The sequence below is a fragment of the Halobacillus sp. AWH4_228 genome (assembly GCF_056158365.1).
In genome coordinates this window covers 146482-170346 of the sequence record NZ_JBSWTE010000001.1, presented here as the reverse complement: position 1 = coordinate 170346, position 23865 = coordinate 146482, and the positions used below count along the sequence as shown (strand labels likewise).

The window sequence follows — 23865 nt, the reverse complement described above, 5'->3', positions numbered from 1 at the left end:
GATATAAATAAAAGACGGGACTTTCGTTCCGTCTTTTTCTATTCTTTCAGCATGAATTGTTTGACAATTGTAGTGGATTTCAGTAAGTTAAAGTTAAATCCTATTTAAATACTTGGTTTTAGGAGTGATGGTGTTGAGAATCGTTAATAACGTAAGTGAACTTGTAGGACAGACTCCGCTGGTAAAACTGAACGGCAGTGCTGACGAAGACAGTGCAGACATTTACCTTAAACTGGAGTACATGAATCCAGGGAGTTCCGTTAAGGATCGTATTGCCCTGTCCATGGTGGAAGAAGCGGAAAAAGACGGCCGATTGAACGAGGGCGACACGATTGTGGAACCAACGAGTGGAAACACGGGGATTGGTCTGGCTATGATTGCTGCAGCCAAAGGCTATAAAGCGATTCTCGTCATGCCGGATACGATGAGTCAGGAACGTCGGAACCTTCTGCGTGCCTACGGGGCGGAACTGGTTCTTACACCGGGAAGCGATGGTATGAAGGGAGCGATTAAGAAGGCGGCTGAGCTTCATGAAAAGCATGGCTACTTCATGCCTCAGCAGTTTAACAATGAAGCGAACCCTCTCATCCACGAAAAGACCACAGGACCTGAAATCATCGAGCAGATGGGTGATCAATTGGATGCTTTTGTTGCTGGTATTGGCACAGGGGGAACAATTACCGGTGCTGGAAAAGTGCTGAAGGAAAAGTACCCTGACATGAAGGTCTATGCAATTGAACCGGAAGAATCCCCGGTATTATCCGGCGGAAATCCCGGCCCTCACAAAATCCAGGGGATCGGTGCCGGCTTTGTGCCAGGAATCCTGAACACAGAAATCTACGATGAAGTCGTAACGGTTTCAAAGGAAGACTCCTTTACGGCTGCCCGCGAAGCAGCGCGTAAAGACGGAATCCTTGGAGGGATTTCTTCCGGTTCAGCGATCCACGTAGCGAAACAAGTGGCTAAGCAGCTTGGAAAAGGTAAAAAAGTGGTAGCGGTCATCCCTAGTAATGGAGAAAGATATCTATCCACTCCTCTTTACCAATTTGATGAAGAATAAAGCCTGACGCACTCCTTTTAGCAGGGGGTGCGTTTTTTCGTAGGACAGGAATTCCTGTCATGATAGAACTTATGAAATGTTGTAAGATAGGGGAAGAGTAATAAAGAAATGAGGGAAATACATGTCCTTATACTTACACACGCGCGTAAAAACCTATGATTTAACGGAACAGACGCTCGTTATGGGCATTTTAAACGTCACTCCTGATTCCTTTTCGGATGGCGGGCTGTACACAGATGTTGACAGGGCTGTCCAACAGGCTGAAGCTATGGTGGAGGCAGGAGCCCACATCATTGACATTGGTGGTGAATCAACCCGTCCAGGCCATGACCCTGTACCGGCGGATGAGGAGTTGAAAAGAGTTCTTCCAGCGATAGAGGCGGTGAGTCAGGCGGTCGATGTACCCATCTCCATTGATACGTACAAGTCGGAAGTGGCTGACCGGGCAGTCCAGCATGGCGCCTCCATCATTAACGATGTTTGGGGAGCTGTAAAGGATCCAGCTATAGCTGATGTCGCTGCCCGGCATGACGTTCCACTTGTTTTGACCCACAACCGGAACGATCGGAATTATACTTCGTTAATCGATGATATCAAAAAGGATCTGACGGAAATGGTGAGCCGTGTGAAGGCGCGGGGAGTGAAGGATGAGCAGATCATCCTTGATCCGGGTATCGGTTTTGCCAAGAGCCAGCAGGATAACCTCGTCGTCATGCGTCACCTGAGCGACCTTCGTGACCTCGGTTACCCGGTTCTTCTCGGTACTTCAAGGAAATCTTTTATCGGTACAGTGCTGGATCTTCCTAAAGAGGAACGAATGGAAGGGACAGGCGCAACGGTGTGCTACGGGGTGGCCCAGGGAGTGGAAATGGTAAGGGTGCACGATGTGGGTCCCATGGTCCGTATGACGAAAATGATGGATGCTATGATTGGAAAGGGTGGAGGAATTGGATAAAATCTACGTTAATCAAATGGAATTCTGGGGCTATCACGGCCTTTTTCCGGAAGAAAACAAACTGGGGCAGCGTTTTTATGTAGACCTTGAATTGGAGCTGGACTTAAAACCGGCCTCCCAATCTGACGATATGACAAAGTCCATTGATTATGGGGCGATTTATGAAACAACCAAAAAGATTGTAGAAGGGAAGGCCTATAAGCTTGTGGAGTCTGTAGCTGAGCAGATATCCGGAGAGTTGTTCTCCTCCTTCCCGCTGTTAGAAGGGTGCCTTGTAAAAGTATTCAAACCGGACCCGCCCATTCCCGGCCATTATCAATCCGTAGCAATTGAGATATACCGGAGCCGGTCTGATGAATAAAGCTTATATCGCACTCGGCTCCAACCTCGCTGAAAGGGAACAGTACCTTCGTGATGCCATTACTTTACTGGATGAAAATGAAGCCGTTCAAGTAGAGGGGAGATCGGGGGTATATGAAACGAGTCCTGTGGGTTATACAGATCAGGGGGATTTCCTGAATATGGTGATCATCGTGGAGACATCCCTTCCTCCTGAAGATCTGTTGGCGGCTTGTCAGGCGATTGAAGAAGGGCTGGGAAGAAAAAGATTGGTGAAATGGGGGCCGCGGACTATTGATCTCGACATTCTTTTGTATAACGAAGAAAACAGAGCAGCTGCCGACTTGACGATTCCCCACCCCCACATGCATGAACGGGCGTTTGTTATCGTCCCTCTGGCCGATGTAGATCCACAGGCCTACCTTCCCCATCTGCAGAAGCAGGCGGCCGAACTGCTTCATGAACTTCCCGATGCAGAAAGGGAGAGCGTCACGTTATGGGGGCACCTGTGAAGAGAAAGCCGTGAAGCAGCAAGGGCATCAGCCGGGAAAGCTGTGGTTCCCGTGAGCGTTGACACACCCATAAGACTTTTTTATACTAAACCATAGTTAGATGCTGCCAGTCCTTTGCTGGCAGTTTTTGTTATTGTGGCGGCACAGTACAAGGAAAAGATGAGGAATGGAGTGATAGCAGTGTCAGAAGAACTGAATGAATATATGCAGGTGCGCAGAGACAAGATGAACGCTCACCGTGAGCAAGGTCTGGATCCGTTCGGCGACCGTTTCGACCGGACCCACTATGCGGATCAGTTAAAAGAACAATACGATACCTATACAAAAGAAGAATTGGAAGAAAAGCAGTTCCCGGCGACCGTAGCTGGACGAATCATGACCAAGCGCGGGAAAGGGAAAGCCGGCTTCGCGCACATCCAGGATGTCACAGGGCAGATCCAGTTGTACGTCCGTAAAGATGAAATCGGCGAAGAAGCCTATGATAATCTCTTTAAAACAGCAGACTTGGGGGATATTGTCGGAGTAACCGGAGTGATGTTCAAAACAAACGTCGGAGAACTTTCTGTAAAAGCGGAGGAATTCCAGCTGCTTACGAAATCCCTGCGCCCGTTACCTGAAAAGTTCCACGGACTCCAAGATGTAGAACAGCGCTATCGACAGCGTTATCTTGACTTGATTACGAACCCTGACAGCAGGGACACGTTTGTTCTGCGCAGTAAAATCATTCAATCCATGCGCCGTTACCTGGACGGTTTAGGTTTCCTTGAAGTGGAGACACCATTAATGCACGGCATTCCGGGAGGAGCTTCCGCCCGTCCGTTCATTACCCATCACAACGCTCTTGATATGCAGTTGTACATGCGTATAGCCATCGAGCTACACTTGAAGCGTCTCATTGTAGGCGGCATGGAGAAGGTATACGAGATCGGACGTGTCTTCCGTAACGAAGGCGTATCTACGCGTCACAACCCTGAATTTACGATGATTGAATTGTATGAAGCGTATGCGGATTATAAAGACATTATGGCCTTGACGGAAAACATGGTCGCTCATATCGCTAAAGAGGTGCTGGGTACGACAACGGTCATGTATGACGATCAGGAGATTAACCTGGAACCAAACTGGGCCCGCCTGCATATGGTGGATGCAATCAAGGAATATACAGGCGTTGATTTTTGGAAGCACATGAGTAATGATGAAGCTAAAGCTCTTGCTGAAGAACATGGCATTGAAATTAAAGACACAATGACATTCGGTCATATTGTCAACGAGTTCTTTGAGCAGCGTGTCGAGGAAAAGCTCGTCCAGCCGACCTTTATTTATGGACATCCAATAGAGATCTCTCCACTTGCCAAAAAGAATCCTGAAGATGAACGCTTCACGGACCGCTTTGAATTATTCATCGTTGGACGCGAACATGCCAATGCGTTTTCTGAGTTGAATGATCCGATCGATCAGCGCGAACGGTTCGAAGCTCAGCTTAAAGAGCGTGAAGAAGGTAATGATGAAGCCCACATGATGGATGAGGACTTCCTGGAAGCTCTTGAGTATGGTATGCCGCCGACCGGTGGATTGGGCATCGGCGTGGACCGCCTCGTTATGCTGTTAACCAATTCAGCCTCTATCCGTGACGTCCTGCTGTTCCCGCAAATGCGACATCGCGATTCCTGATCCAGCTATCCTCCGCCGGTTATAAAGGCGGGGGATTTCTTTTTACAATAAAATGATAAGATATTTTTAAAAAACTATTGCGTTAGGTTCGTATCCGTGATAAATTATTACTTGTCGCTTTAAGAGAGCGGCGCGGTGTTGAAAAACGCCAAAACGAATCATGAAAAAAGTTGTTGACACAAACGGCTTCCCATGATAAATTAGTATTTGTCGCCAAAAACGACAGCCAAACGCTTTCTCAACTTAATGAAAAAAGTTGTTGACATGAAAAACAACACATGTTAAGATGATTAAGTCGCTGTTTTCAAACGGCCGACAACATTTGATCTTTGAAAACTGAACGAACCAACCAGTACGTCAAAACATTTCTTCTTTAATGAAGAAATTTGAAACAAGCACATTCGGTGTGCAGATGAGCAAGTCAAACTACTTTTATGGAGAGTTTGATCCTGGCTCAGGACGAACGCTGGCGGCGTGCCTAATACATGCAAGTCGAGCGCGGGAAGCGAGCGGATCCCTTCGGGGTGAAGCTCGTGGAACGAGCGGCGGACGGGTGAGTAACACGTGGGCAACCTGCCTGTAAGATCGGAATAACCCCGGGAAACCGGGGCTAATGCCGGGTAATACTTTTCTTCGCATGAAGATAAGTTGAAAGATGGCTTCTCGCTATCACTTACAGATGGGCCCGCGGCGCATTAGCTAGTTGGTGAGGTAACGGCTCACCAAGGCAACGATGCGTAGCCGACCTGAGAGGGTGATCGGCCACACTGGGACTGAGACACGGCCCAGACTCCTACGGGAGGCAGCAGTAGGGAATCTTCCGCAATGGACGAAAGTCTGACGGAGCAACGCCGCGTGAACGATGAAGGTCTTCGGATCGTAAAGTTCTGTTGTCAGGGAAGAACAAGTACCGTGCGAATAGAGCGGTACCTTGACGGTACCTGACGAGGAAGCCCCGGCTAACTACGTGCCAGCAGCCGCGGTAATACGTAGGGGGCAAGCGTTGTCCGGAATTATTGGGCGTAAAGCGCGCGCAGGCGGTTCCTTAAGTCTGATGTGAAAGCCCACGGCTCAACCGTGGAGGGTCATTGGAAACTGGGGAACTTGAGGACAGAAGAGGAGAGTGGAATTCCACGTGTAGCGGTGAAATGCGTAGATATGTGGAGGAACACCAGTGGCGAAGGCGACTCTCTGGTCTGTTTCTGACGCTGAGGTGCGAAAGCGTGGGTAGCAAACAGGATTAGATACCCTGGTAGTCCACGCCGTAAACGATGAGTGCTAGGTGTTAGGGGGCTTCCACCCCTTAGTGCTGAAGTTAACGCATTAAGCACTCCGCCTGGGGAGTACGGCCGCAAGGCTGAAACTCAAAGGAATTGACGGGGGCCCGCACAAGCGGTGGAGCATGTGGTTTAATTCGAAGCAACGCGAAGAACCTTACCAGGTCTTGACATCCTTGGACCTCCCTAGAGATAGGGATTTCCCTTCGGGGACCAAGTGACAGGTGGTGCATGGTTGTCGTCAGCTCGTGTCGTGAGATGTTGGGTTAAGTCCCGCAACGAGCGCAACCCCTAATCTTAGTTGCCAGCATTCAGTTGGGCACTCTAAGGTGACTGCCGGTGACAAACCGGAGGAAGGTGGGGATGACGTCAAATCATCATGCCCCTTATGACCTGGGCTACACACGTGCTACAATGGATGGTACAAAGGGCAGCGAAGCCGCGAGGTGTAGCAAATCCCATAAAACCATTCTCAGTTCGGATTGCAGGCTGCAACTCGCCTGCATGAAGCCGGAATCGCTAGTAATCGCGGATCAGCATGCCGCGGTGAATACGTTCCCGGGCCTTGTACACACCGCCCGTCACACCACGAGAGTTGGCAACACCCGAAGTCGGTGAGGTAACCTTTTTGGAGCCAGCCGCCGAAGGTGGGGCCAATGATTGGGGTGAAGTCGTAACAAGGTAGCCGTATCGGAAGGTGCGGCTGGATCACCTCCTTTCTAAGGATATTACGGAAACGTACTGTGTTGGTTGTTCAGTTTTGAGAGATCAAAGCATCTTTCAAATTTGTGAACCTTGAAAACTGGATAAGGAATTATGACTCATCTAGCGATGAGATCATGATGACAAGACATCTAATTGATTTATATAAACGTCTTTTCACGAAGATAGTTAAGTGAATAAGGGCGCACGGTGGATGCCTTGGTACTAGGAGCCGATGAAGGACGGGACTAACACCGATATGCTCCGGCGAGCCGTAAGCAGGCTTTGACCCGGAGATTTCCGAATGGGGAAACCCACTGTTCGTAATGGGACAGTATCCTATACTGAATACATAGGTATAGGAAGGCAGACCCGGGGAACTGAAACATCTAAGTACCCGGAGGAAGAGAAAGCAAACGCGATTTCCCAAGTAGCGGCGAGCGAAACGGAATCAGCCCAAACCAGAAAGCTTGCTTTCTGGGGTTGTAGGACACTCCTTTGGAGTTATCAAGGAGGAAGATAGACGAATCGATCTGGAAAGATCAGCCGAAGAGGGTAACAGCCCTGTAGTCGAAATCTTCCTCTCTCCGGAGTGGATCCTGAGTACGGCGGAACACGAGGAATTCCGTCGGAATCCGGGAGGACCATCTCCCAAGGCTAAATACTCCCTAGTAACCGATAGTGAACCAGTACCGTGAGGGAAAGGTGAAAAGCACCCCGGAAGGGGAGTGAAATAGAACCTGAAACCGTGTGCCTACAAGTAGTCGGAGCCCGTTAATGGGTGACGGCGTGCCTTTTGTAGAATGAACCGGCGAGTTACGACCGTATGCGAGGTTAAGCAGCAGAAGCGGAGCCGCAGCGAAAGCGAGTCTGAACAGGGCGAGTGAGTATGCGGTCGTAGACCCGAAACCGTGTGATCTACCCATGTCCAGGGTGAAGGTCAGGTAACACTGACTGGAGGCCCGAACCCACGTAAGTTGAAAATTACGGGGATGAGGTGTGGGTAGGGGTGAAATGCCAATCGAACACGGAGATAGCTGGTTCTCTCCGAAATAGCTTTAGGGCTAGCCTCAGAATAGAAAGTCATGGAGGTAGAGCACTGATTGGACGAGGGGCCCCTATCGGGTTACCGAATTCAGTCAAACTCCGAATGCCATAGACTTTGTTCTGGGAGTCAGACCGTGGGTGATAAGGTTCATGGTCGAGAGGGAAACAGCCCAGACCGCCAGCTAAGGTCCCAAAGTGTGTGTTAAGTGGAAAAGGATGTGGAGTTGCTTAGACAACCAGGATGTTGGCTTAGAAGCAGCCATCATTCAAAGAGTGCGTAATAGCTCACTGGTCGAGTGACTCTGCGCCGAAAATGTACCGGGGCTAAACACACCACCGAAGCTGCGGATTGATCTTATGATCAGTGGTAGGAGAGCGTTCTAAGTGCTGCGAAGTCAGACCGTAAGGACTGGTGGAGCGCTTAGAAGTGAGAATGCCGGTATGAGTAGCGAAAAAAGAGTGAGAATCTCTTTCACCGAATGCCTAAGGTTTCCTGAGGAAGGCTCGTCCTCTCAGGGTTAGTCGGGACCTAAGCCGAGGCCGAAAGGCGTAGGCGATGGACAACAGGTTGATATTCCTGTACCACCTCCTTTCCGTTTGAATGACGGGGGGACGCAGGAGGATAAGGAGAGCGTGCCATTGGATGTGCACGTCCAAGCAGTGAGACGGTCGGAATAGGCAAATCCGTCCGGCAACGTCAAGCTGTGATGGGGAGGGAACTATAGTACCGAAGCTCCTGATTTCACACTGCCAAGAAAAGCCTCTAATGAGGAAAGAGGTGCCCGTACCGCAAACCGACACAGGTAGGCGAGGAGAGTATCCTAAGGTGAGCGGGAGAACTCTCGTTAAGGAACTCGGCAAAATGACCCCGTAACTTCGGGAGAAGGGGTGCTCCTCTGCCGAGGAGCCGCAGTGAAAAGGCCCAAGCGACTGTTTACCAAAAACACAGGTCTCTGCGAAGCCGTAAGGCGAAGTATAGGGGCTGACACCTGCCCGGTGCTGGAAGGTTAAGGGGATGCGTTAGCTTATGCGAAGCGTTGAACCGAAGCCCCAGTAAACGGCGGCCGTAACTATAACGGTCCTAAGGTAGCGAAATTCCTTGTCGGGTAAGTTCCGACCCGCACGAAAGGTGCAACGACTTGGGCACTGTCTCAACGAGAGACCCGGTGAAATTATACTATGTGTGAAGATGCACATTACCCGCGACAGGACGGAAAGACCCCGTGGAGCTTTACTGCAGCCTGATATTGAATGTTGGTACAGCTTGTACAGGATAGGTAGGAGCCTTGGAAACCGGAGCGCCAGCTTCGGTGGAGGCGCTGGTGGGATACTACCCTTGCTGTACGGACATTCTAACCCAGGACCGTAATCCGGTCCGGAGACAGTGTCAGGTGGGCAGTTTGACTGGGGCGGTCGCCTCCTAAAGAGTAACGGAGGCGCCCAAAGGTTCCCTCAGAATGGTTGGAAATCATTCGCAGAGTGTAAAGGCACAAGGGAGCTTGACTGCGAGACCTACAAGTCGAGCAGGGACGAAAGTCGGGCTTAGTGATCCGGCGGTACCGTATGGAAGGGCCGTCGCTCAACGGATAAAAGCTACCCCGGGGATAACAGGCTTATCTCCCCCAAGAGTCCACATCGACGGGGAGGTTTGGCACCTCGATGTCGGCTCATCGCATCCTGGGGCTGTAGTCGGTCCCAAGGGTTGGGCTGTTCGCCCATTAAAGCGGTACGCGAGCTGGGTTCAGAACGTCGTGAGACAGTTCGGTCCCTATCCGTCGTGGGCGTTGGAAATTTGAAAGGAGCTGTCCTTAGTACGAGAGGACCGGGATGGACACACCGCTGGTGTACCAGTTGTTCCGCCAGGAGCATCGCTGGGTAGCTACGTGTGGTCGGGATAAGTGCTGAAAGCATCTAAGCATGAAGCCCCCCTTGAGATGAGATTTCCCTCTGCTTCGAGCAGATAAGATCCCTCAGAGACGATGAGGTTGATAGGTCCGAGGTGGAAGCGTGGTGACACGTGGAGCTGACGGATACTAATGGATCGATGACTTATCTATATATACTTCGTGAATGATGTTTCATCAAAAGTTGTTTCCTTATCCAGTTTTGAGGGTTTTCAAAAAAACTTTCAAAAACATCTTGATTTTCAATGCGAGACACGGTATAATAGTTCTTGTCCTTGAAAAAAGGTAAACAAAAGATCTGGTGATGAAGGCGAAGAGGTCACACCTGTTCCCATGCCGAACACAGTAGTTAAGCTCTTCAGCGCCGATGGTAGTCGGGTTTACCCCCGTGAGAGTAGGACGTCGCCAGGTCGATACATATTGGAGGATTAGCTCAGCTGGGAGAGCACTTGCCTTACAAGCAAGGGGTCGCAGGTTCGAACCCTGCATCCTCCACCATTTACATTTAGTTAGCCGGCCTAGCTCAACTGGCAGAGCAACTGATTTGTAATCAGTAGGTTGGGGGTTCAAGTCCTCTGGCCGGCACCATGAGTTGCCTGTTGCTAACTTAAAGTTTTCGAGAGCCATTAGCTCAGCTGGTAGAGCATCTGACTTTTAATCAGAGGGTCGAAGGTTCGAATCCTTCATGGCTCACCATGTATTCTATGCGGGTGTGGTGGAATTGGCAGACACGCTAGATTTAGGATCTAGTGCTTCACGGCGTGGGGGTTCAAGTCCCTCCACCCGCATTATTAAGCGGAAGTAGTTCAGTGGTAGAACATCACCTTGCCAAGGTGGGGGTCGCGGGTTCGAATCCCGTCTTCCGCTCCATTTACTAAGCTAAGTTACTTAATGATATTATAATAAACAACACGACATATACGAAACTGCCGAGCCGGGGTGGCGGAATTGGCAGACGCACAGGACTTAAAATCCTGCGGTGGGTTTCCACCGTGCCGGTTCGAGTCCGGCCCTCGGCACCAAATATATACATGCGCCCGTAGCTCAATTGGATAGAGCGTCTGACTACGGATCAGAAGGTTAGGGGTTCGACTCCTCTCGGGCGCGCCATTATAACGGGAAGTAGCTCAGCTTGGTAGAGCACTTGGTTTGGGACCAAGGGGTCGCAGGTTCGAATCCTGTCTTCCCGACCATTCCAAATTTATAACGGGGCCTTAGCTCAGCTGGGAGAGCGCCTGCTTTGCACGCAGGAGGTCAGCGGTTCGATCCCGCTAGGCTCCACCAATTATTTTATTTGATCTTTGAAAACTGAACGAACCAACCAGTACGTCAAAACATTTCTTCTTTAATGAAGAAATTTGAAACAAGCACATTCGGTGTGCAAATGAGCAAGTCAAACTACTTTTATGGAGAGTTTGATCCTGGCTCAGGACGAACGCTGGCGGCGTGCCTAATACATGCAAGTCGAGCGCGGGAAGCGAGCGGATCCCTTCGGGGTGAAGCTCGTGGAACGAGCGGCGGACGGGTGAGTAACACGTGGGCAACCTGCCTGTAAGATCGGAATAACCCCGGGAAACCGGGGCTAATGCCGGGTAATACTTTTCTTCGCATGAAGATAAGTTGAAAGATGGCTTCTCGCTATCACTTACAGATGGGCCCGCGGCGCATTAGCTAGTTGGTGAGGTAACGGCTCACCAAGGCAACGATGCGTAGCCGACCTGAGAGGGTGATCGGCCACACTGGGACTGAGACACGGCCCAGACTCCTACGGGAGGCAGCAGTAGGGAATCTTCCGCAATGGACGAAAGTCTGACGGAGCAACGCCGCGTGAACGATGAAGGTCTTCGGATCGTAAAGTTCTGTTGTCAGGGAAGAACAAGTACCGTGCGAATAGAGCGGTACCTTGACGGTACCTGACGAGGAAGCCCCGGCTAACTACGTGCCAGCAGCCGCGGTAATACGTAGGGGGCAAGCGTTGTCCGGAATTATTGGGCGTAAAGCGCGCGCAGGCGGTTCCTTAAGTCTGATGTGAAAGCCCACGGCTCAACCGTGGAGGGTCATTGGAAACTGGGGAACTTGAGGACAGAAGAGGAGAGTGGAATTCCACGTGTAGCGGTGAAATGCGTAGATATGTGGAGGAACACCAGTGGCGAAGGCGACTCTCTGGTCTGTTTCTGACGCTGAGGTGCGAAAGCGTGGGTAGCAAACAGGATTAGATACCCTGGTAGTCCACGCCGTAAACGATGAGTGCTAGGTGTTAGGGGGCTTCCACCCCTTAGTGCTGAAGTTAACGCATTAAGCACTCCGCCTGGGGAGTACGGCCGCAAGGCTGAAACTCAAAGGAATTGACGGGGGCCCGCACAAGCGGTGGAGCATGTGGTTTAATTCGAAGCAACGCGAAGAACCTTACCAGGTCTTGACATCCTTGGACCTCCCTAGAGATAGGGATTTCCCTTCGGGGACCAAGTGACAGGTGGTGCATGGTTGTCGTCAGCTCGTGTCGTGAGATGTTGGGTTAAGTCCCGCAACGAGCGCAACCCCTAATCTTAGTTGCCAGCATTCAGTTGGGCACTCTAAGGTGACTGCCGGTGACAAACCGGAGGAAGGCGGGGATGACGTCAAATCATCATGCCCCTTATGACCTGGGCTACACACGTGCTACAATGGATGGTACAAAGGGCAGCGAAGCCGCGAGGTGTAGCAAATCCCATAAAACCATTCTCAGTTCGGATTGCAGGCTGCAACTCGCCTGCATGAAGCCGGAATCGCTAGTAATCGCGGATCAGCATGCCGCGGTGAATACGTTCCCGGGCCTTGTACACACCGCCCGTCACACCACGAGAGTTGGCAACACCCGAAGTCGGTGAGGTAACCTTTTTGGAGCCAGCCGCCGAAGGTGGGGCCAATGATTGGGGTGAAGTCGTAACAAGGTAGCCGTATCGGAAGGTGCGGCTGGATCACCTCCTTTCTAAGGATATTACGGAAACGTACTGTGTTGGTTGTTCAGTTTTGAGAGATCAAAGCATCTTTCAAATTTGTGAACCTTGAAAACTGGATAAGGAATTATGACTCATCTAGCGATGAGATCATGATGACAAGACATCTAATTGATTTATATAAACGTCTTTTCACGAAGATAGTTAAGTGAATAAGGGCGCACGGTGGATGCCTTGGTACTAGGAGCCGATGAAGGACGGGACTAACACCGATATGCTCCGGCGAGCCGTAAGCAGGCTTTGACCCGGAGATTTCCGAATGGGGAAACCCACTGTTCGTAATGGGACAGTATCCTATACTGAATACATAGGTATAGGAAGGCAGACCCGGGGAACTGAAACATCTAAGTACCCGGAGGAAGAGAAAGCAAACGCGATTTCCCAAGTAGCGGCGAGCGAAACGGAATCAGCCCAAACCAGAAAGCTTGCTTTCTGGGGTTGTAGGACACTCCTTTGGAGTTATCAAGGAGGAAGATAGACGAATCGATCTGGAAAGATCAGCCGAAGAGGGTAACAGCCCTGTAGTCGAAATCTTCCTCTCTCCGGAGTGGATCCTGAGTACGGCGGAACACGAGGAATTCCGTCGGAATCCGGGAGGACCATCTCCCAAGGCTAAATACTCCCTAGTAACCGATAGTGAACCAGTACCGTGAGGGAAAGGTGAAAAGCACCCCGGAAGGGGAGTGAAATAGAACCTGAAACCGTGTGCCTACAAGTAGTCGGAGCCCGTTAATGGGTGACGGCGTGCCTTTTGTAGAATGAACCGGCGAGTTACGACCGTATGCGAGGTTAAGCAGCAGAAGCGGAGCCGCAGCGAAAGCGAGTCTGAACAGGGCGAGTGAGTATGCTGTCGTAGACCCGAAACCGTGTGATCTACCCATGTCCAGGGTGAAGGTCAGGTAACACTGACTGGAGGCCCGAACCCACGTAAGTTGAAAATTACGGGGATGAGGTGTGGGTAGGGGTGAAATGCCAATCGAACACGGAGATAGCTGGTTCTCTCCGAAATAGCTTTAGGGCTAGCCTCAGAATAGAAAGTCATGGAGGTAGAGCACTGATTGGACGAGGGGCCCCTATCGGGTTACCGAATTCAGTCAAACTCCGAATGCCATAGACTTTGTTCTGGGAGTCAGACCGTGGGTGATAAGGTTCATGGTCGAGAGGGAAACAGCCCAGACCGCCAGCTAAGGTCCCAAAGTGTGTGTTAAGTGGAAAAGGATGTGGAGTTGCTTAGACAACCAGGATGTTGGCTTAGAAGCAGCCATCATTCAAAGAGTGCGTAATAGCTCACTGGTCGAGTGACTCTGCGCCGAAAATGTACCGGGGCTAAACACACCACCGAAGCTGCGGATTGATCTTATGATCAGTGGTAGGAGAGCGTTCTAAGTGCTGCGAAGTCAGACCGTAAGGACTGGTGGAGCGCTTAGAAGTGAGAATGCCGGTATGAGTAGCGAAAAAAGAGTGAGAATCTCTTTCACCGAATGCCTAAGGTTTCCTGAGGAAGGCTCGTCCTCTCAGGGTTAGTCGGGACCTAAGCCGAGGCCGAAAGGCGTAGGCGATGGACAACAGGTTGATATTCCTGTACCACCTCCTTTCCGTTTGAATGACGGGGGGACGCAGGAGGATAGGGAGAGCGTGCCATTGGATGTGCACGTCCAAGCAGTGAGACGGTCGGAATAGGCAAATCCGTCCGGCAACGTCAAGCTGTGATGGGGAGGGAACTATAGTACCGAAGCTCCTGATTTCACACTGCCAAGAAAAGCCTCTAATGAGGAAAGAGGTGCCCGTACCGCAAACCGACACAGGTAGGCGAGGAGAGTATCCTAAGGTGAGCGGGAGAACTCTCGTTAAGGAACTCGGCAAAATGACCCCGTAACTTCGGGAGAAGGGGTGCTCCTCTGCCGAGGAGCCGCAGTGAAAAGGCCCAAGCGACTGTTTACCAAAAACACAGGTCTCTGCGAAGCCGTAAGGCGAAGTATAGGGGCTGACACCTGCCCGGTGCTGGAAGGTTAAGGGGATGCGTTAGCTTATGCGAAGCGTTGAACCGAAGCCCCAGTAAACGGCGGCCGTAACTATAACGGTCCTAAGGTAGCGAAATTCCTTGTCGGGTAAGTTCCGACCCGCACGAAAGGTGCAACGACTTGGGCACTGTCTCAACGAGAGACCCGGTGAAATTATACTATGTGTGAAGATGCACATTACCCGCGACAGGACGGAAAGACCCCGTGGAGCTTTACTGCAGCCTGATATTGAATGTTGGTACAGCTTGTACAGGATAGGTAGGAGCCTTGGAAACCGGAGCGCCAGCTTCGGTGGAGGCGCTGGTGGGATACTACCCTTGCTGTACGGACATTCTAACCCAGGACCGTAATCCGGTCCGGAGACAGTGTCAGGTGGGCAGTTTGACTGGGGCGGTCGCCTCCTAAAGAGTAACGGAGGCGCCCAAAGGTTCCCTCAGAATGGTTGGAAATCATTCGCAGAGTGTAAAGGCACAAGGGAGCTTGACTGCGAGACCTACAAGTCGAGCAGGGACGAAAGTCGGGCTTAGTGATCCGGCGGTACCGTATGGAAGGGCCGTCGCTCAACGGATAAAAGCTACCCCGGGGATAACAGGCTTATCTCCCCCAAGAGTCCACATCGACGGGGAGGTTTGGCACCTCGATGTCGGCTCATCGCATCCTGGGGCTGTAGTCGGTCCCAAGGGTTGGGCTGTTCGCCCATTAAAGCGGTACGCGAGCTGGGTTCAGAACGTCGTGAGACAGTTCGGTCCCTATCCGTCGTGGGCGTTGGAAATTTGAAAGGAGCTGTCCTTAGTACGAGAGGACCGGGATGGACACACCGCTGGTGTACCAGTTGTTCCGCCAGGAGCATCGCTGGGTAGCTACGTGTGGTCGGGATAAGTGCTGAAAGCATCTAAGCATGAAGCCCCCCTTGAGATGAGATTTCCCTCTGCTTCGAGCAGATAAGATCCCTCAGAGACGATGAGGTTGATAGGTCCGAGGTGGAAGCGTGGTGACACGTGGAGCTGACGGATACTAATGGATCGATGACTTATCTATATATACTTCGTGAATGATGTTTCATCAAAAGTTGTTTCCTTATCCAGTTTTGAGGGTTCACCTCAAACTTTATATTGATGTGGTGGTGAAGGCGAAGAGGTCACACCTGTTCCCATGCCGAACACAGCAGTTAAGCTCTTCAGCGCCGATGGTAGTCGGGTTTACCCCCGTGAGAGTAGGACGCTGCCACGTCAACCAAAAAACCAGAAGTATTTACTTCTGGTTTTTTTCTATTAAGAATATATTGTTGAATAAAGGAGGTTATCCATGAACTGGTCCTACTTTTTCCATGAAGATATACTTATGTTCATCTTTCGATTATTTTTCGCGTTACTATTAGCAGGACTCATAGGTTTTGAGAGGGAATTGAAAAATCATTCCGCTGGATTCCGGACGCATATCCTTGTAGGGGTGGGTGCCTGTATGATGATGCTCCTTTCTTTATATGGATTTCAAGCGTTCATAGAGGAATATGATCAAGTGCGCTTTGATCCCGCCCGTATTCCATCTTATGTAATCAGTGGGATCGGCTTTTTGGGAGCGGGTACGATCATCGTCAACGGCATGACCATCCGGGGGCTGACAACAGCTGCCTCTATTTGGACGGTTGCTGGCATCGGTCTCGTTGTTGGAGCGGGAATGTACGATGTTGCAACAGTAACCACACTGTTTGTGCTGATCAGTCTGATTCTTTTAAACAAAGTAGAAAAAGAGAAATTGAATGGCGGTCCTACGTACCATATTACAATAAAAAAAGATCTGCAGATTCATCAGCTGCTTTCTTTGTTTGAACAGGAGGACCTGGACATCCGCAGTTTGGATGTAACGGCTCTTGATGGCGAGCAGAAGAGAGTGACCGTTCAGATTGAAAAAAAGCCCGGCCTCGATCGTTCAAAGCTGCTGGCGGAGATTACATCTATTAATGGAGTGGAAGGCTGCGGTCATGATCGGTCATGAAATCTACACAGACATCTGTGTAGATTTTTTGTTTTAATTCAAGTTCAATCGGGGAAACATAGATGGTGTGTATCAAACAAACAAGATAGTTGCGTACGGATAAAATTTGAGTATAATAAAATTAAAGTCAAAGATAGTCAAAGTCAGAAGAAGGGGGAGGGGCGATGCGGAACATATCCGATGTCATTGAGGATTATTTAAAAGATATACTGGATCAAAGTCAAAAGCAGATCATTGAAATTAAGCGAAGCGAACTGGCGGAAAGGTTTCAGTGTGTTCCATCTCAAATCAATTATGTGATTAAGACACGTTTTACAGTGGAAAAGGGTTATATCGTAGAAAGTAAACGTGGAGGTGGAGGGTATATCCGCATCAGCCGGATCCAGCATCGCAAGGATTCTGAAATGATCGAAGATGTGATGCACCTCATTCACCCACGTGTCTCTCAGTCTCAGGCGGAGGACGTTCTTGCGCGTCTCGTAGAATTTGATGTGATTACGTTAAGAGAAGGGAAACTTCTCCAGAGTGTCATTGACCGCGATGTGCTGGCTTTTCCTCTGCCTGTCAGGGATGAAATTCGATCGCGGATTATGAAGGCGATGTTATTTACCCTTAAATACAAATGCTGACTGAAGGGAGAGATTCAGATGGAATGCCAGGAATGTCATCAGCGTCCGGCAACGGTGCATCTGACGCAGGTTGTGAATGGTCAGAAGACAGAGATTCACGTCTGTGAGCAGTGTGCAAAGGAAAATGGCTATATGAACTATGGTGAAGAAAATTTTTCGCTGAACGATCTGCTTTCCGGTCTTTTTCATTCTGAGGGCCCTTCTCCATTTAAGGGGCAGAGTCCTCAAACGTATCCTAAAAAAGAAACTCTAAAATGTCCGAACTGCGGACTTACTTATAATGAATTTGCTAGAATCGGCAAATTTGGCTGCGCCGTCTGTTATGAAACATTTAATGATCGGCTTAACCCGATTTTAAGACGTGTACACAGCGGGAATACCCGTCATGATGGGAAGATTCCAAAGAGAGAAGGCGGAAACCTTCATCTGAAAAAAGAAATCGAAGAATATAAAATTAATCTTCGACAATTAATCGAGCAGGAAGAATTTGAAGAAGCAGCGAAATGTAGAGATAAGATACGTTCATTAGAGAACGAACTTCATCAGGATGAGGGTGGTGAAGAGTAATGTCCCTGAAGCAGTTTATCAATGAAGCCATCAGTCCATGGATGAAACAGGAGGGACCGGACAGCGATATTGTGATGAGCAGCCGCATACGCCTCGCCCGGAATTTTGCAGAACATCCTTTTCCTATCATCGCAAAGGAGGACACCTTAAGTAAGGTCCTGGCTCATTTTGAAGAAAATTTTCAGCAGACGTCTTTCCGGGACTATAAGGATTTTGAATTGGTCCGGATGCGGGACCTTCAACCTGTAGAGAAAAGGGTGCTTGTAGAAAAGCACTTGATCAGCCCTCACCTTGCTGAGCACTCAGAAAACTCAGCCTCACTGATTTCTCAAAATGAACAGGTCTCCATCATGGTTAATGAAGAAGACCATGTACGCATACAATTATATTTCCCGGGTTTTCAGCTTGATAAAGCACTGGAACAGGCGAGTCAGCTTGATGACTGGCTCGAGGAAAAAGTAGATTATGCCTTTGATGAAAATCGAGGATATCTTACGGCCTGTCCTACAAACGTAGGTACGGGGATGAGGGCTTCCGTAATGATGCACCTCCCTGCTTTATCGATGACTCAGCAGATCAACCGGATGATTCCGGCGATCAACCAGCTGGGGCTGGTGGTAAGAGGTATTTACGGGGAAGGCAGTGAAGCACTGGGGAGCATTTTTCAAATATCCAACCAGATTACTCTCGGAAAGTCGGAGGAGGACATTGTGGAAGATCTCCATAGTGTCGTGAAGCAGCTGATCGACCAGGAGAGGAAAGCAAGAAAGACGTTGATGCACCGCTCCAGTATCCGTCTGGAGGATCGGATTTTCCGGTCGTACGGGGTGTTGACAAACAGCCGCATCATCGAATCGAAAGAAGCGGCGAAATGTCTGTCCGACCTGCGGCTCGGTATCGATCTTGGTCTCATTGATCATATTCCAAGAACCATTTTGAATGAATTGGTGATTTTGACACAGCCGGGCTTCCTTCAGCAATACGCTGAAACATCGTTATCCCCTGATGAGAGGGATGTAAGGAGAGCTTCGCTTATCCGTGAGAGGCTCCAGCTTGAGCATAAAGAATAATGTTAGGAGGGAATGTCCATGATGTTTGGGCGATTTACAGAAAGAGCACAGAAAGTACTTGCTTTAGCGCAGGAAGAAGCTGTCCGTTTAGGACACAACAATATTGGAACAGAACACATTCTGCTTGGACTTGTCAGTGAAGGGGAAGGCATTGCAGCCAAAGCTTTGACGGCTTTAGGTCTGGAATCCTCTAAAATCCAGCAGGAAGTCGAGAAGTTAATCGGCAAGGGAGAGAAAGTATCCCAGACGATTCACTATACGCCGCGTGCGAAAAAGGTGATTGAGCTTTCCATGGATGAAGCACGCAAGCTTGGTCATTCCTATGTCGGAACCGAACACATTCTTCTCGGTTTGATCCGCGAGGGAGAAGGAGTTGCGGCCCGTGTATTGAACAACCTTGGTGTAAGCTTGAATAAAGCCCGTCAGCAGGTTCTTCAGCTGCTTGGGAACAATGAGTCCACCGGCGGTCAGAATCGCAGAGGCGGCGGCTCAGGAGCTCAGGCGGCGAATGCGAATACGCCGACCCTTGACTCCCTTGCCCGTGACTTAACAGCAATTGCCAAGGAAGGTAATATCGACCCGGTCATCGGCCGCAGTAAGGAAATTGAGCGCGTGATTCAAGTATTAAGCCGCCGTACGAAGAACAACCCTGTTCTTGTAGGTGAGCCTGGTGTTGGTAAGACCGCTATCGCTGAAGGTCTTGCCCAGCAGATCATGAATAACGAAGTGCCCGAAATCCTTCGTGAAAAACGCGTCATGACGCTTGATATGGGAACCGTTGTCGCTGGCACGAAATACCGCGGTGAATTTGAAGACCGTCTGAAAAAAGTGATGGAGGAAATCCGTCAGGCCGGCAATATCATTTTATTCATTGATGAGCTTCACACGCTGATCGGCGCCGGTGGTGCTGAAGGTGCCATTGATGCTTCCAACATCCTTAAACCGTCGCTTGCCCGTGGTGAGCTGCAGTGTATCGGAGCTACGACACTTGATGAGTACCGTAAGTATATTGAAAAGGATGCGGCTCTTGAGCGCCGATTCCAGCCGATTCAGGTGGATGAGCCGACGCTTGATGAGTCTGTTCAGATCCTTCAAGGACTGCGTGACCGCTATGAAGCGCACCACCGTGTAACGATTACAGATGAATCCATTGATTCTGCCGTCCGTTTTTCTGATCGTTACATCACAGACCGGTTCCTTCCGGATAAAGCGATCGATTTGATTGATGAAGCAGCATCCAAAGTGCGGCTGCGTTCCTACACGGCTCCACCGAACTTAAAAGAGCTCGAACAGAAGCTTGAGGAAGTTCGCAAGGAGAAAGATGCAGCGGTACAAAGCCAGGAATTTGAAAAGGCCGCTTCCCTGCGTGACAGCGAGCAGCGCCTTCGTGATGAACTGGAGCAGACGAAAGACGAATGGAAGGAAAAGCAGGGACAGGAAGACTCTGAGGTAACTGTTGAAGATATCGCAGCCGTCGTTTCTGTTTGGACCGGCGTTCCTGTTTCCAAGATGACGAAAGATGAAAGTGAGCGTCTGTTGAACCTTGAAGAGACGCTTCACAACCGTGTCATTGGTCAAGAAGAAGCCGTTAAGGCCATTTCCAAGGCGATCCGCCGTGCCCGTGCCGGTTTGAAAGATCCGAAGCGTCCAATCGGTTCCTTTATTTTCCTTGGACCTACAGGTGTAGGTAAAACAGAACTCGCCCGCGCCCTTGCAGAAAGCATGTTCGGCGAGGAAGATGCCATGATCCGTATCGACATGTCCGAGTACATGGAAAAACACAGCACGTCCCGTCTGGTCGGCTCTCCTCCAGGTTATGTCGGCTACGAAGAAGGCGGCCAGCTGACTGAGAAAGTGCGTAACAAGCCTTACTCCGTCGTTCTGCTGGATGAAATCGAAAAGGCGCACCCGGAAGTCTTCAACATCCTTCTCCAGGTTCTGGAAGATGGTCGTTTGACAGATTCCAAGGGCCGTGTCGTTGATTTCCGTAACACGGTGCTGATTATGACATCCAACGTTGGAGCCCAGGAGCTTAAGCAGAATAAATATGTTGGATTCTCTATGGGAGAATCGGGCCAGGATTACAAGGACATGAAGTCCAAGGTTACGGATGCATTGAAGAAAGCCTTCCGTCCTGAATTCCTGAACCGTATCGACGAGACAATCGTCTTCCATTCTCTTGAGAAGAAACATATGAAAGACATCGTTGTTCTTATGGCTGAAGAACTCAGAAAACGCCTGTTGGAACAGAAAATCGACTTTACGCTCACAGACGCAGCCATTACCTATATTGCAGATTCCGGTTTTGATCCGGAGTACGGTGCAAGACCACTGCGACGTTCCATTCAGAAAAACGTCGAAGATCTGTTGTCTGAAGAGCTTCTTAAGGAAAACATCGCTAAAGGCCAAAAAGTTAAAATTGATCTGGACGATGAAAAGAACTTCGTCGTTCATAAGCAGCAGGAGTCTTCAACAAGCTGACTGCATGAGTAAAGAATCGGAAGGTGTCTGCCTTCCGATTTTTTTCTTATTCCGGTATGATTTGAATCACAACATTTAATAAAAATGATAAGACTGTGAAACTTCCTCACAATCTTTTTCGTATACACTCATAGGAATAGAAGAGGTGATCTCTTGGCAAAAAGAAAGACAAAGTTTGTCTGCCAGGAATGTGGATATGAAACACCGAAATGGATGGGGAAATGCCCTGCGTGCCATCAATGGAACACGCTCGTGGAGGAAATGTCGGCTCCGGCTGCCAATTCCCGTCACGTTTTCCAGACCAGTTCCACTTCTGCAACGACAAAACCTGAAAAAATTACACAGATCAAATCACAGAAAGAGCCACGGCTGCCGACAGATATGCCTGAATTCAACCGCGTGCTCGGCGGTGGTATTGTAGCAGGCTCCTTAGTTTTAATCGGGGGAGACCCGGGTATCGGTAAGTCAACATTACTCCTTCAGGTTTCCGCGCAGATCGCTGATAAGGATTTTCCGGTCCTCTACATATCAGGGGAAGAATCTCCCCGGCAGACGAAGCTGAGGGCGGAACGTTTAGACATCACATCTGACGAGCTTTATGTACTGTCGGAGACGAATCTCCAGGACGTGACGAACCAGATTGAACAGATCGATCCGAAGTTCGTCGTCATTGACTCGATCCAGACGATATTCAAAGAGGATGTCACATCTGCCCCGGGGAGCGTTTCCCAGGTGAGGGAATGTACGAGTCAGCTGATGAGAATTGCCAAAAGCAAAGGTATCCCGATTTTTATTGTGGGGCATGTTACGAAAGAAGGATCCATCGCGGGGCCGCGGCTTCTGGAGCATATGGTGGATGCCGTCCTTTATTTTGAAGGAGAGCGCCATCACACCTTCCGAATTTTGAGAAGTGTGAAAAACCGTTTCGGAAGCACGCACGAAATGGGTATATTCGAAATGAAGGAAAAAGGACTTGAAGAAGTGCTCAACCCTTCGGAGATCTTTCTTGAGGAGCGGTCCCAGGGGGCAGCCGGCTCAATTGTTGTTGCTTCCATGGAAGGAACGAGACCCGTGCTTGTGGAAATTCAGGCCCTCATTTCACCAACGGCCTACGGGAATCCGAGGCGTATGGCGACAGGACTTGATAACAGCCGGGTGCCGCTGCTTATGGCGGTTCTTGAGAAACGGGCCGGTCTTCTGCTCCAAAACCAGGATGCGTATGTCAAAGTCGCCGGTGGTGTCAAACTGGATGAACCGGCTATTGATCTTGGCGTGGCGATCAGCATTGCCTCAAGCTTCCGCAACCAATCGTCCAATGGGGATGATGTCGTAGTAGGGGAAGTGGGTCTGACCGGTGAAATCCGTCGTGTAGCAAGGATTGAACAGCGTGTTCAGGAAGCGGCTAAGCTTGGCTTCAAGCGGGTCATCATTCCTAAGAAGAACATGGATGGCTGGACACCGCCCTCCCAGATTGAAGTGATCGGAGTCAGCACCGTCCAGGAAGCTATGAAGGTCACATTGGGGGACACATAAATGGAATGGCACGAAATCAAGGAAAACGGAATTGGAGACATTTTGAAGCTGGTGGCTCCGGGGACGCCACTTAGGGACGGCATTGACAACGTCCTCCGTGCAAATACGGGGGGCTTAATCGTCCTGGGCTATGGAGACGGTATGCGGGAACTCGTGGATGGTGGTTTTCACATCCAGTCAGACTTCACACCGGCGCACTTATATGAATTGGCCAAAATGGACGGAGCGCTCATCCTTAATGATGAAGGTACGAAAATTTTATACGCGAATGCCCAGTTGATGCCGAACCCTGATATCCTCTCCAATGAAACAGGGATGCGTCACCGGACAGCTGAGCGGGTGGCCAAGCAGACAGGTTCACTTGTGATTGCCATCTCCCAGCGGAGGAATGTCATAACGCTGTATAAAGGATCGCTCCGTTATTCCTTGAAAGACATCGGCGTCATCCTGACGAAGGCGAATCAAGCGATTCAGACATTGGAAAAGTATAAAAATGTGCTCGACCAAAGCGTCACCAACCTTGGAGCCATGGAATTCGAGAACATGGTTTCCTTTTCTGAAGTGGTCCAGGTTGTACACCGGATTGAAATGGTTCTCCGCACAAAGACAGAAATCTTAAATTATGTGAATGAGCTTGGAATTGAAGGACGTCTGATCCAGCTTCAGCTCACGGAACTGGTCTCCAACATTGAGGAAGAGGCAGAGCTTCTCATGAAGGATTACAGCCGCCGGCCTGATTACGAACCTTACTATATGTTAAAGAAGATGCAGGAAGTGTCCAATCCGGAACTTCTTTCTGATGAGCAGGTATTAAAACTACTGGGGTATTCAACCGGAACGAAGCTTTCTGATGCCGTTCATCCACGAGGCTACCGGATTCTCAGCCGGATCCCGCGTCTTCCGTTTTTAATTATTGAACACCTGGTGCAGCGGTTCAGCACCCTTGATGATCTCATCCAGGCTTCCCCCAAAGAGCTTGTCAAAGTCGATGGCGTCGGGGAAATCCGGGCAGCAAAAATCAGAGACGGACTCGACCGCATACAGGAACAACTGTTTGTAGACCGTCATATATAAGAACATTGACTTATTTAAAATAAATGTGGTAT

12 protein-coding genes, 9 tRNA genes and 6 rRNA genes are annotated in these 23865 nt (G+C 49.8%); all 27 read left to right on the top strand.

What is annotated here, in order from left to right; translation table 11 throughout:
* The first annotated feature begins 127 nt into the window (after positions 1 to 127).
* On the top strand, positions 128 to 1060 hold the full coding sequence (cysK, locus tag ACXADP_RS00965) for a cysteine synthase A (RefSeq protein ID WP_474970464.1): 933 nt from the start codon (positions 128 to 130) through the stop codon (positions 1058 to 1060).
* Between the two features lie 121 nt (positions 1061 to 1181).
* The gene (folP, locus tag ACXADP_RS00960) at positions 1182 to 2015 is read left to right on the top strand and encodes a dihydropteroate synthase (RefSeq protein WP_474970218.1); all 834 of its coding nucleotides are present in this window, start codon (positions 1182 to 1184) and stop codon (positions 2013 to 2015) included.
* Positions 2008 to 2376, top strand: coding sequence for a dihydroneopterin aldolase (gene folB, locus ACXADP_RS00955; protein WP_474970219.1), 369 nt, complete (start codon positions 2008 to 2010; stop codon positions 2374 to 2376). Before folP ends, folB begins: the two co-directional genes overlap by 8 nt.
* Positions 2369 to 2866, top strand: coding sequence for a 2-amino-4-hydroxy-6-hydroxymethyldihydropteridine diphosphokinase (folK, locus tag ACXADP_RS00950; protein WP_474970220.1), 498 nt, complete (start codon positions 2369 to 2371; stop codon positions 2864 to 2866). The genes folB and folK overlap by 8 nt, the downstream gene beginning before the upstream one ends.
* A gap of 180 nt (positions 2867 to 3046) precedes the next feature.
* Positions 3047 to 4537 carry a lysine--tRNA ligase gene (gene lysS, locus ACXADP_RS00945; protein ID WP_474972282.1) on the top strand — a complete coding sequence of 497 codons (1491 nt, stop codon included), beginning with the start codon at positions 3047 to 3049 and terminating at the stop codon, positions 4535 to 4537.
* A gap of 431 nt (positions 4538 to 4968) precedes the next feature.
* Positions 4969 to 6533 (top strand): 16S ribosomal RNA (locus ACXADP_RS00940).
* A 170-nt stretch (positions 6534 to 6703) separates the two neighbouring features.
* Positions 6704 to 9620, top strand: a 23S ribosomal RNA gene (locus ACXADP_RS00935).
* Between the two features lie 144 nt (positions 9621 to 9764).
* Positions 9765 to 9878 (top strand): 5S ribosomal RNA (gene rrf / locus ACXADP_RS00930).
* An 11-nt stretch (positions 9879 to 9889) separates the two neighbouring features.
* Positions 9890 to 9965 (top strand) — tRNA-Val (locus tag ACXADP_RS00925).
* 14 nt (positions 9966 to 9979) lie between these two features.
* A tRNA-Thr gene (locus ACXADP_RS00920) sits at positions 9980 to 10055 on the top strand.
* Between the two features lie 32 nt (positions 10056 to 10087).
* Positions 10088 to 10163: transfer RNA gene (locus ACXADP_RS00915), tRNA-Lys, on the top strand.
* A gap of 10 nt (positions 10164 to 10173) precedes the next feature.
* Positions 10174 to 10255, top strand: a tRNA-Leu gene (locus ACXADP_RS00910).
* Positions 10256 to 10262: 7 nt separating this feature from the next.
* Positions 10263 to 10337 (top strand) — tRNA-Gly (locus ACXADP_RS00905).
* A 63-nt stretch (positions 10338 to 10400) separates the two neighbouring features.
* Positions 10401 to 10489 (top strand) — tRNA-Leu (locus ACXADP_RS00900).
* Between the two features lie 11 nt (positions 10490 to 10500).
* Positions 10501 to 10577, top strand: a tRNA-Arg gene (locus ACXADP_RS00895).
* 6 nt (positions 10578 to 10583) lie between these two features.
* Positions 10584 to 10660 (top strand) — tRNA-Pro (locus ACXADP_RS00890).
* Positions 10661 to 10675: 15 nt separating this feature from the next.
* Positions 10676 to 10751 (top strand) — tRNA-Ala (locus tag ACXADP_RS00885).
* Positions 10752 to 10870: 119 nt separating this feature from the next.
* Positions 10871 to 12435: ribosomal RNA gene (locus ACXADP_RS00880) — 16S ribosomal RNA — on the top strand.
* A gap of 170 nt (positions 12436 to 12605) precedes the next feature.
* Positions 12606 to 15522 (top strand): 23S ribosomal RNA (locus ACXADP_RS00875).
* Positions 15523 to 15600: 78 nt separating this feature from the next.
* Positions 15601 to 15714, top strand: a 5S ribosomal RNA gene (rrf, locus tag ACXADP_RS00870).
* The 16S, 23S and 5S rRNA genes sit together here with 9 tRNA genes alongside, the layout of an rRNA operon.
* A gap of 75 nt (positions 15715 to 15789) precedes the next feature.
* The gene (locus ACXADP_RS00865; protein WP_474970221.1) at positions 15790 to 16479 is read left to right on the top strand and encodes an MgtC/SapB family protein; all 690 of its coding nucleotides are present in this window, start codon (positions 15790 to 15792) and stop codon (positions 16477 to 16479) included.
* A 164-nt stretch (positions 16480 to 16643) separates the two neighbouring features.
* Positions 16644 to 17108 carry a CtsR family transcriptional regulator gene (locus tag ACXADP_RS00860; protein ID WP_474970222.1) on the top strand — a complete coding sequence of 155 codons (465 nt, stop codon included), beginning with the start codon at positions 16644 to 16646 and terminating at the stop codon, positions 17106 to 17108.
* An 18-nt stretch (positions 17109 to 17126) separates the two neighbouring features.
* Complete coding sequence (locus ACXADP_RS00855; RefSeq protein ID WP_474970609.1) at positions 17127 to 17675, top strand: UvrB/UvrC motif-containing protein; 549 nt, start codon at positions 17127 to 17129, stop codon at positions 17673 to 17675.
* The gene (locus ACXADP_RS00850) at positions 17675 to 18745 is read left to right on the top strand and encodes a protein arginine kinase (protein WP_474970224.1); all 1071 of its coding nucleotides are present in this window, start codon (positions 17675 to 17677) and stop codon (positions 18743 to 18745) included. Before ACXADP_RS00855 ends, ACXADP_RS00850 begins: the two co-directional genes overlap by 1 nt.
* An 18-nt stretch (positions 18746 to 18763) precedes the next feature.
* Positions 18764 to 21226 carry an ATP-dependent protease ATP-binding subunit ClpC gene (gene clpC / locus ACXADP_RS00845; protein WP_474970608.1) on the top strand — a complete coding sequence of 821 codons (2463 nt, stop codon included), beginning with the start codon at positions 18764 to 18766 and terminating at the stop codon, positions 21224 to 21226.
* A 153-nt stretch (positions 21227 to 21379) separates the two neighbouring features.
* Entirely contained in the window at positions 21380 to 22759 is a 1380-nt protein-coding gene (gene radA / locus ACXADP_RS00840; RefSeq protein ID WP_474970607.1) for a DNA repair protein RadA, read from the top strand.
* On the top strand, positions 22760 to 23833 hold the full coding sequence (gene disA / locus ACXADP_RS00835) for a DNA integrity scanning diadenylate cyclase DisA (RefSeq protein WP_027953448.1): 1074 nt from the start codon (positions 22760 to 22762) through the stop codon (positions 23831 to 23833).
* The last annotated feature ends 32 nt before the right edge of the window (positions 23834 to 23865 follow it).

Excerpts from the sequence above, each read along its gene's own strand:
- disA (WP_027953448.1), top strand. The coding sequence starts at position 22,760 with ATGGAATGGCACGAAATCAAGGAAAACGGAATTGGAGACATTTTGAAG.
- cysK (WP_474970464.1), top strand. The coding sequence starts at position 128 with ATGGTGTTGAGAATCGTTAATAACGTAAGTGAACTTGTAGGACAGACT.
- folP (WP_474970218.1), top strand. The coding sequence starts at position 1,182 with ATGTCCTTATACTTACACACGCGCGTAAAAACCTATGATTTAACGGAA.
- folK (WP_474970220.1), top strand. The coding sequence starts at position 2,369 with ATGAATAAAGCTTATATCGCACTCGGCTCCAACCTCGCTGAAAGGGAA.
- ACXADP_RS00860 (WP_474970222.1), top strand. The coding sequence starts at position 16,644 with ATGCGGAACATATCCGATGTCATTGAGGATTATTTAAAAGATATACTG.
- clpC (WP_474970608.1), top strand. The coding sequence starts at position 18,764 with ATGATGTTTGGGCGATTTACAGAAAGAGCACAGAAAGTACTTGCTTTA.
- ACXADP_RS00855 (WP_474970609.1), top strand. The coding sequence starts at position 17,127 with ATGGAATGCCAGGAATGTCATCAGCGTCCGGCAACGGTGCATCTGACG.
- ACXADP_RS00865 (WP_474970221.1), top strand. The coding sequence starts at position 15,790 with ATGAACTGGTCCTACTTTTTCCATGAAGATATACTTATGTTCATCTTT.
- ACXADP_RS00850 (WP_474970224.1), top strand. The coding sequence starts at position 17,675 with ATGTCCCTGAAGCAGTTTATCAATGAAGCCATCAGTCCATGGATGAAA.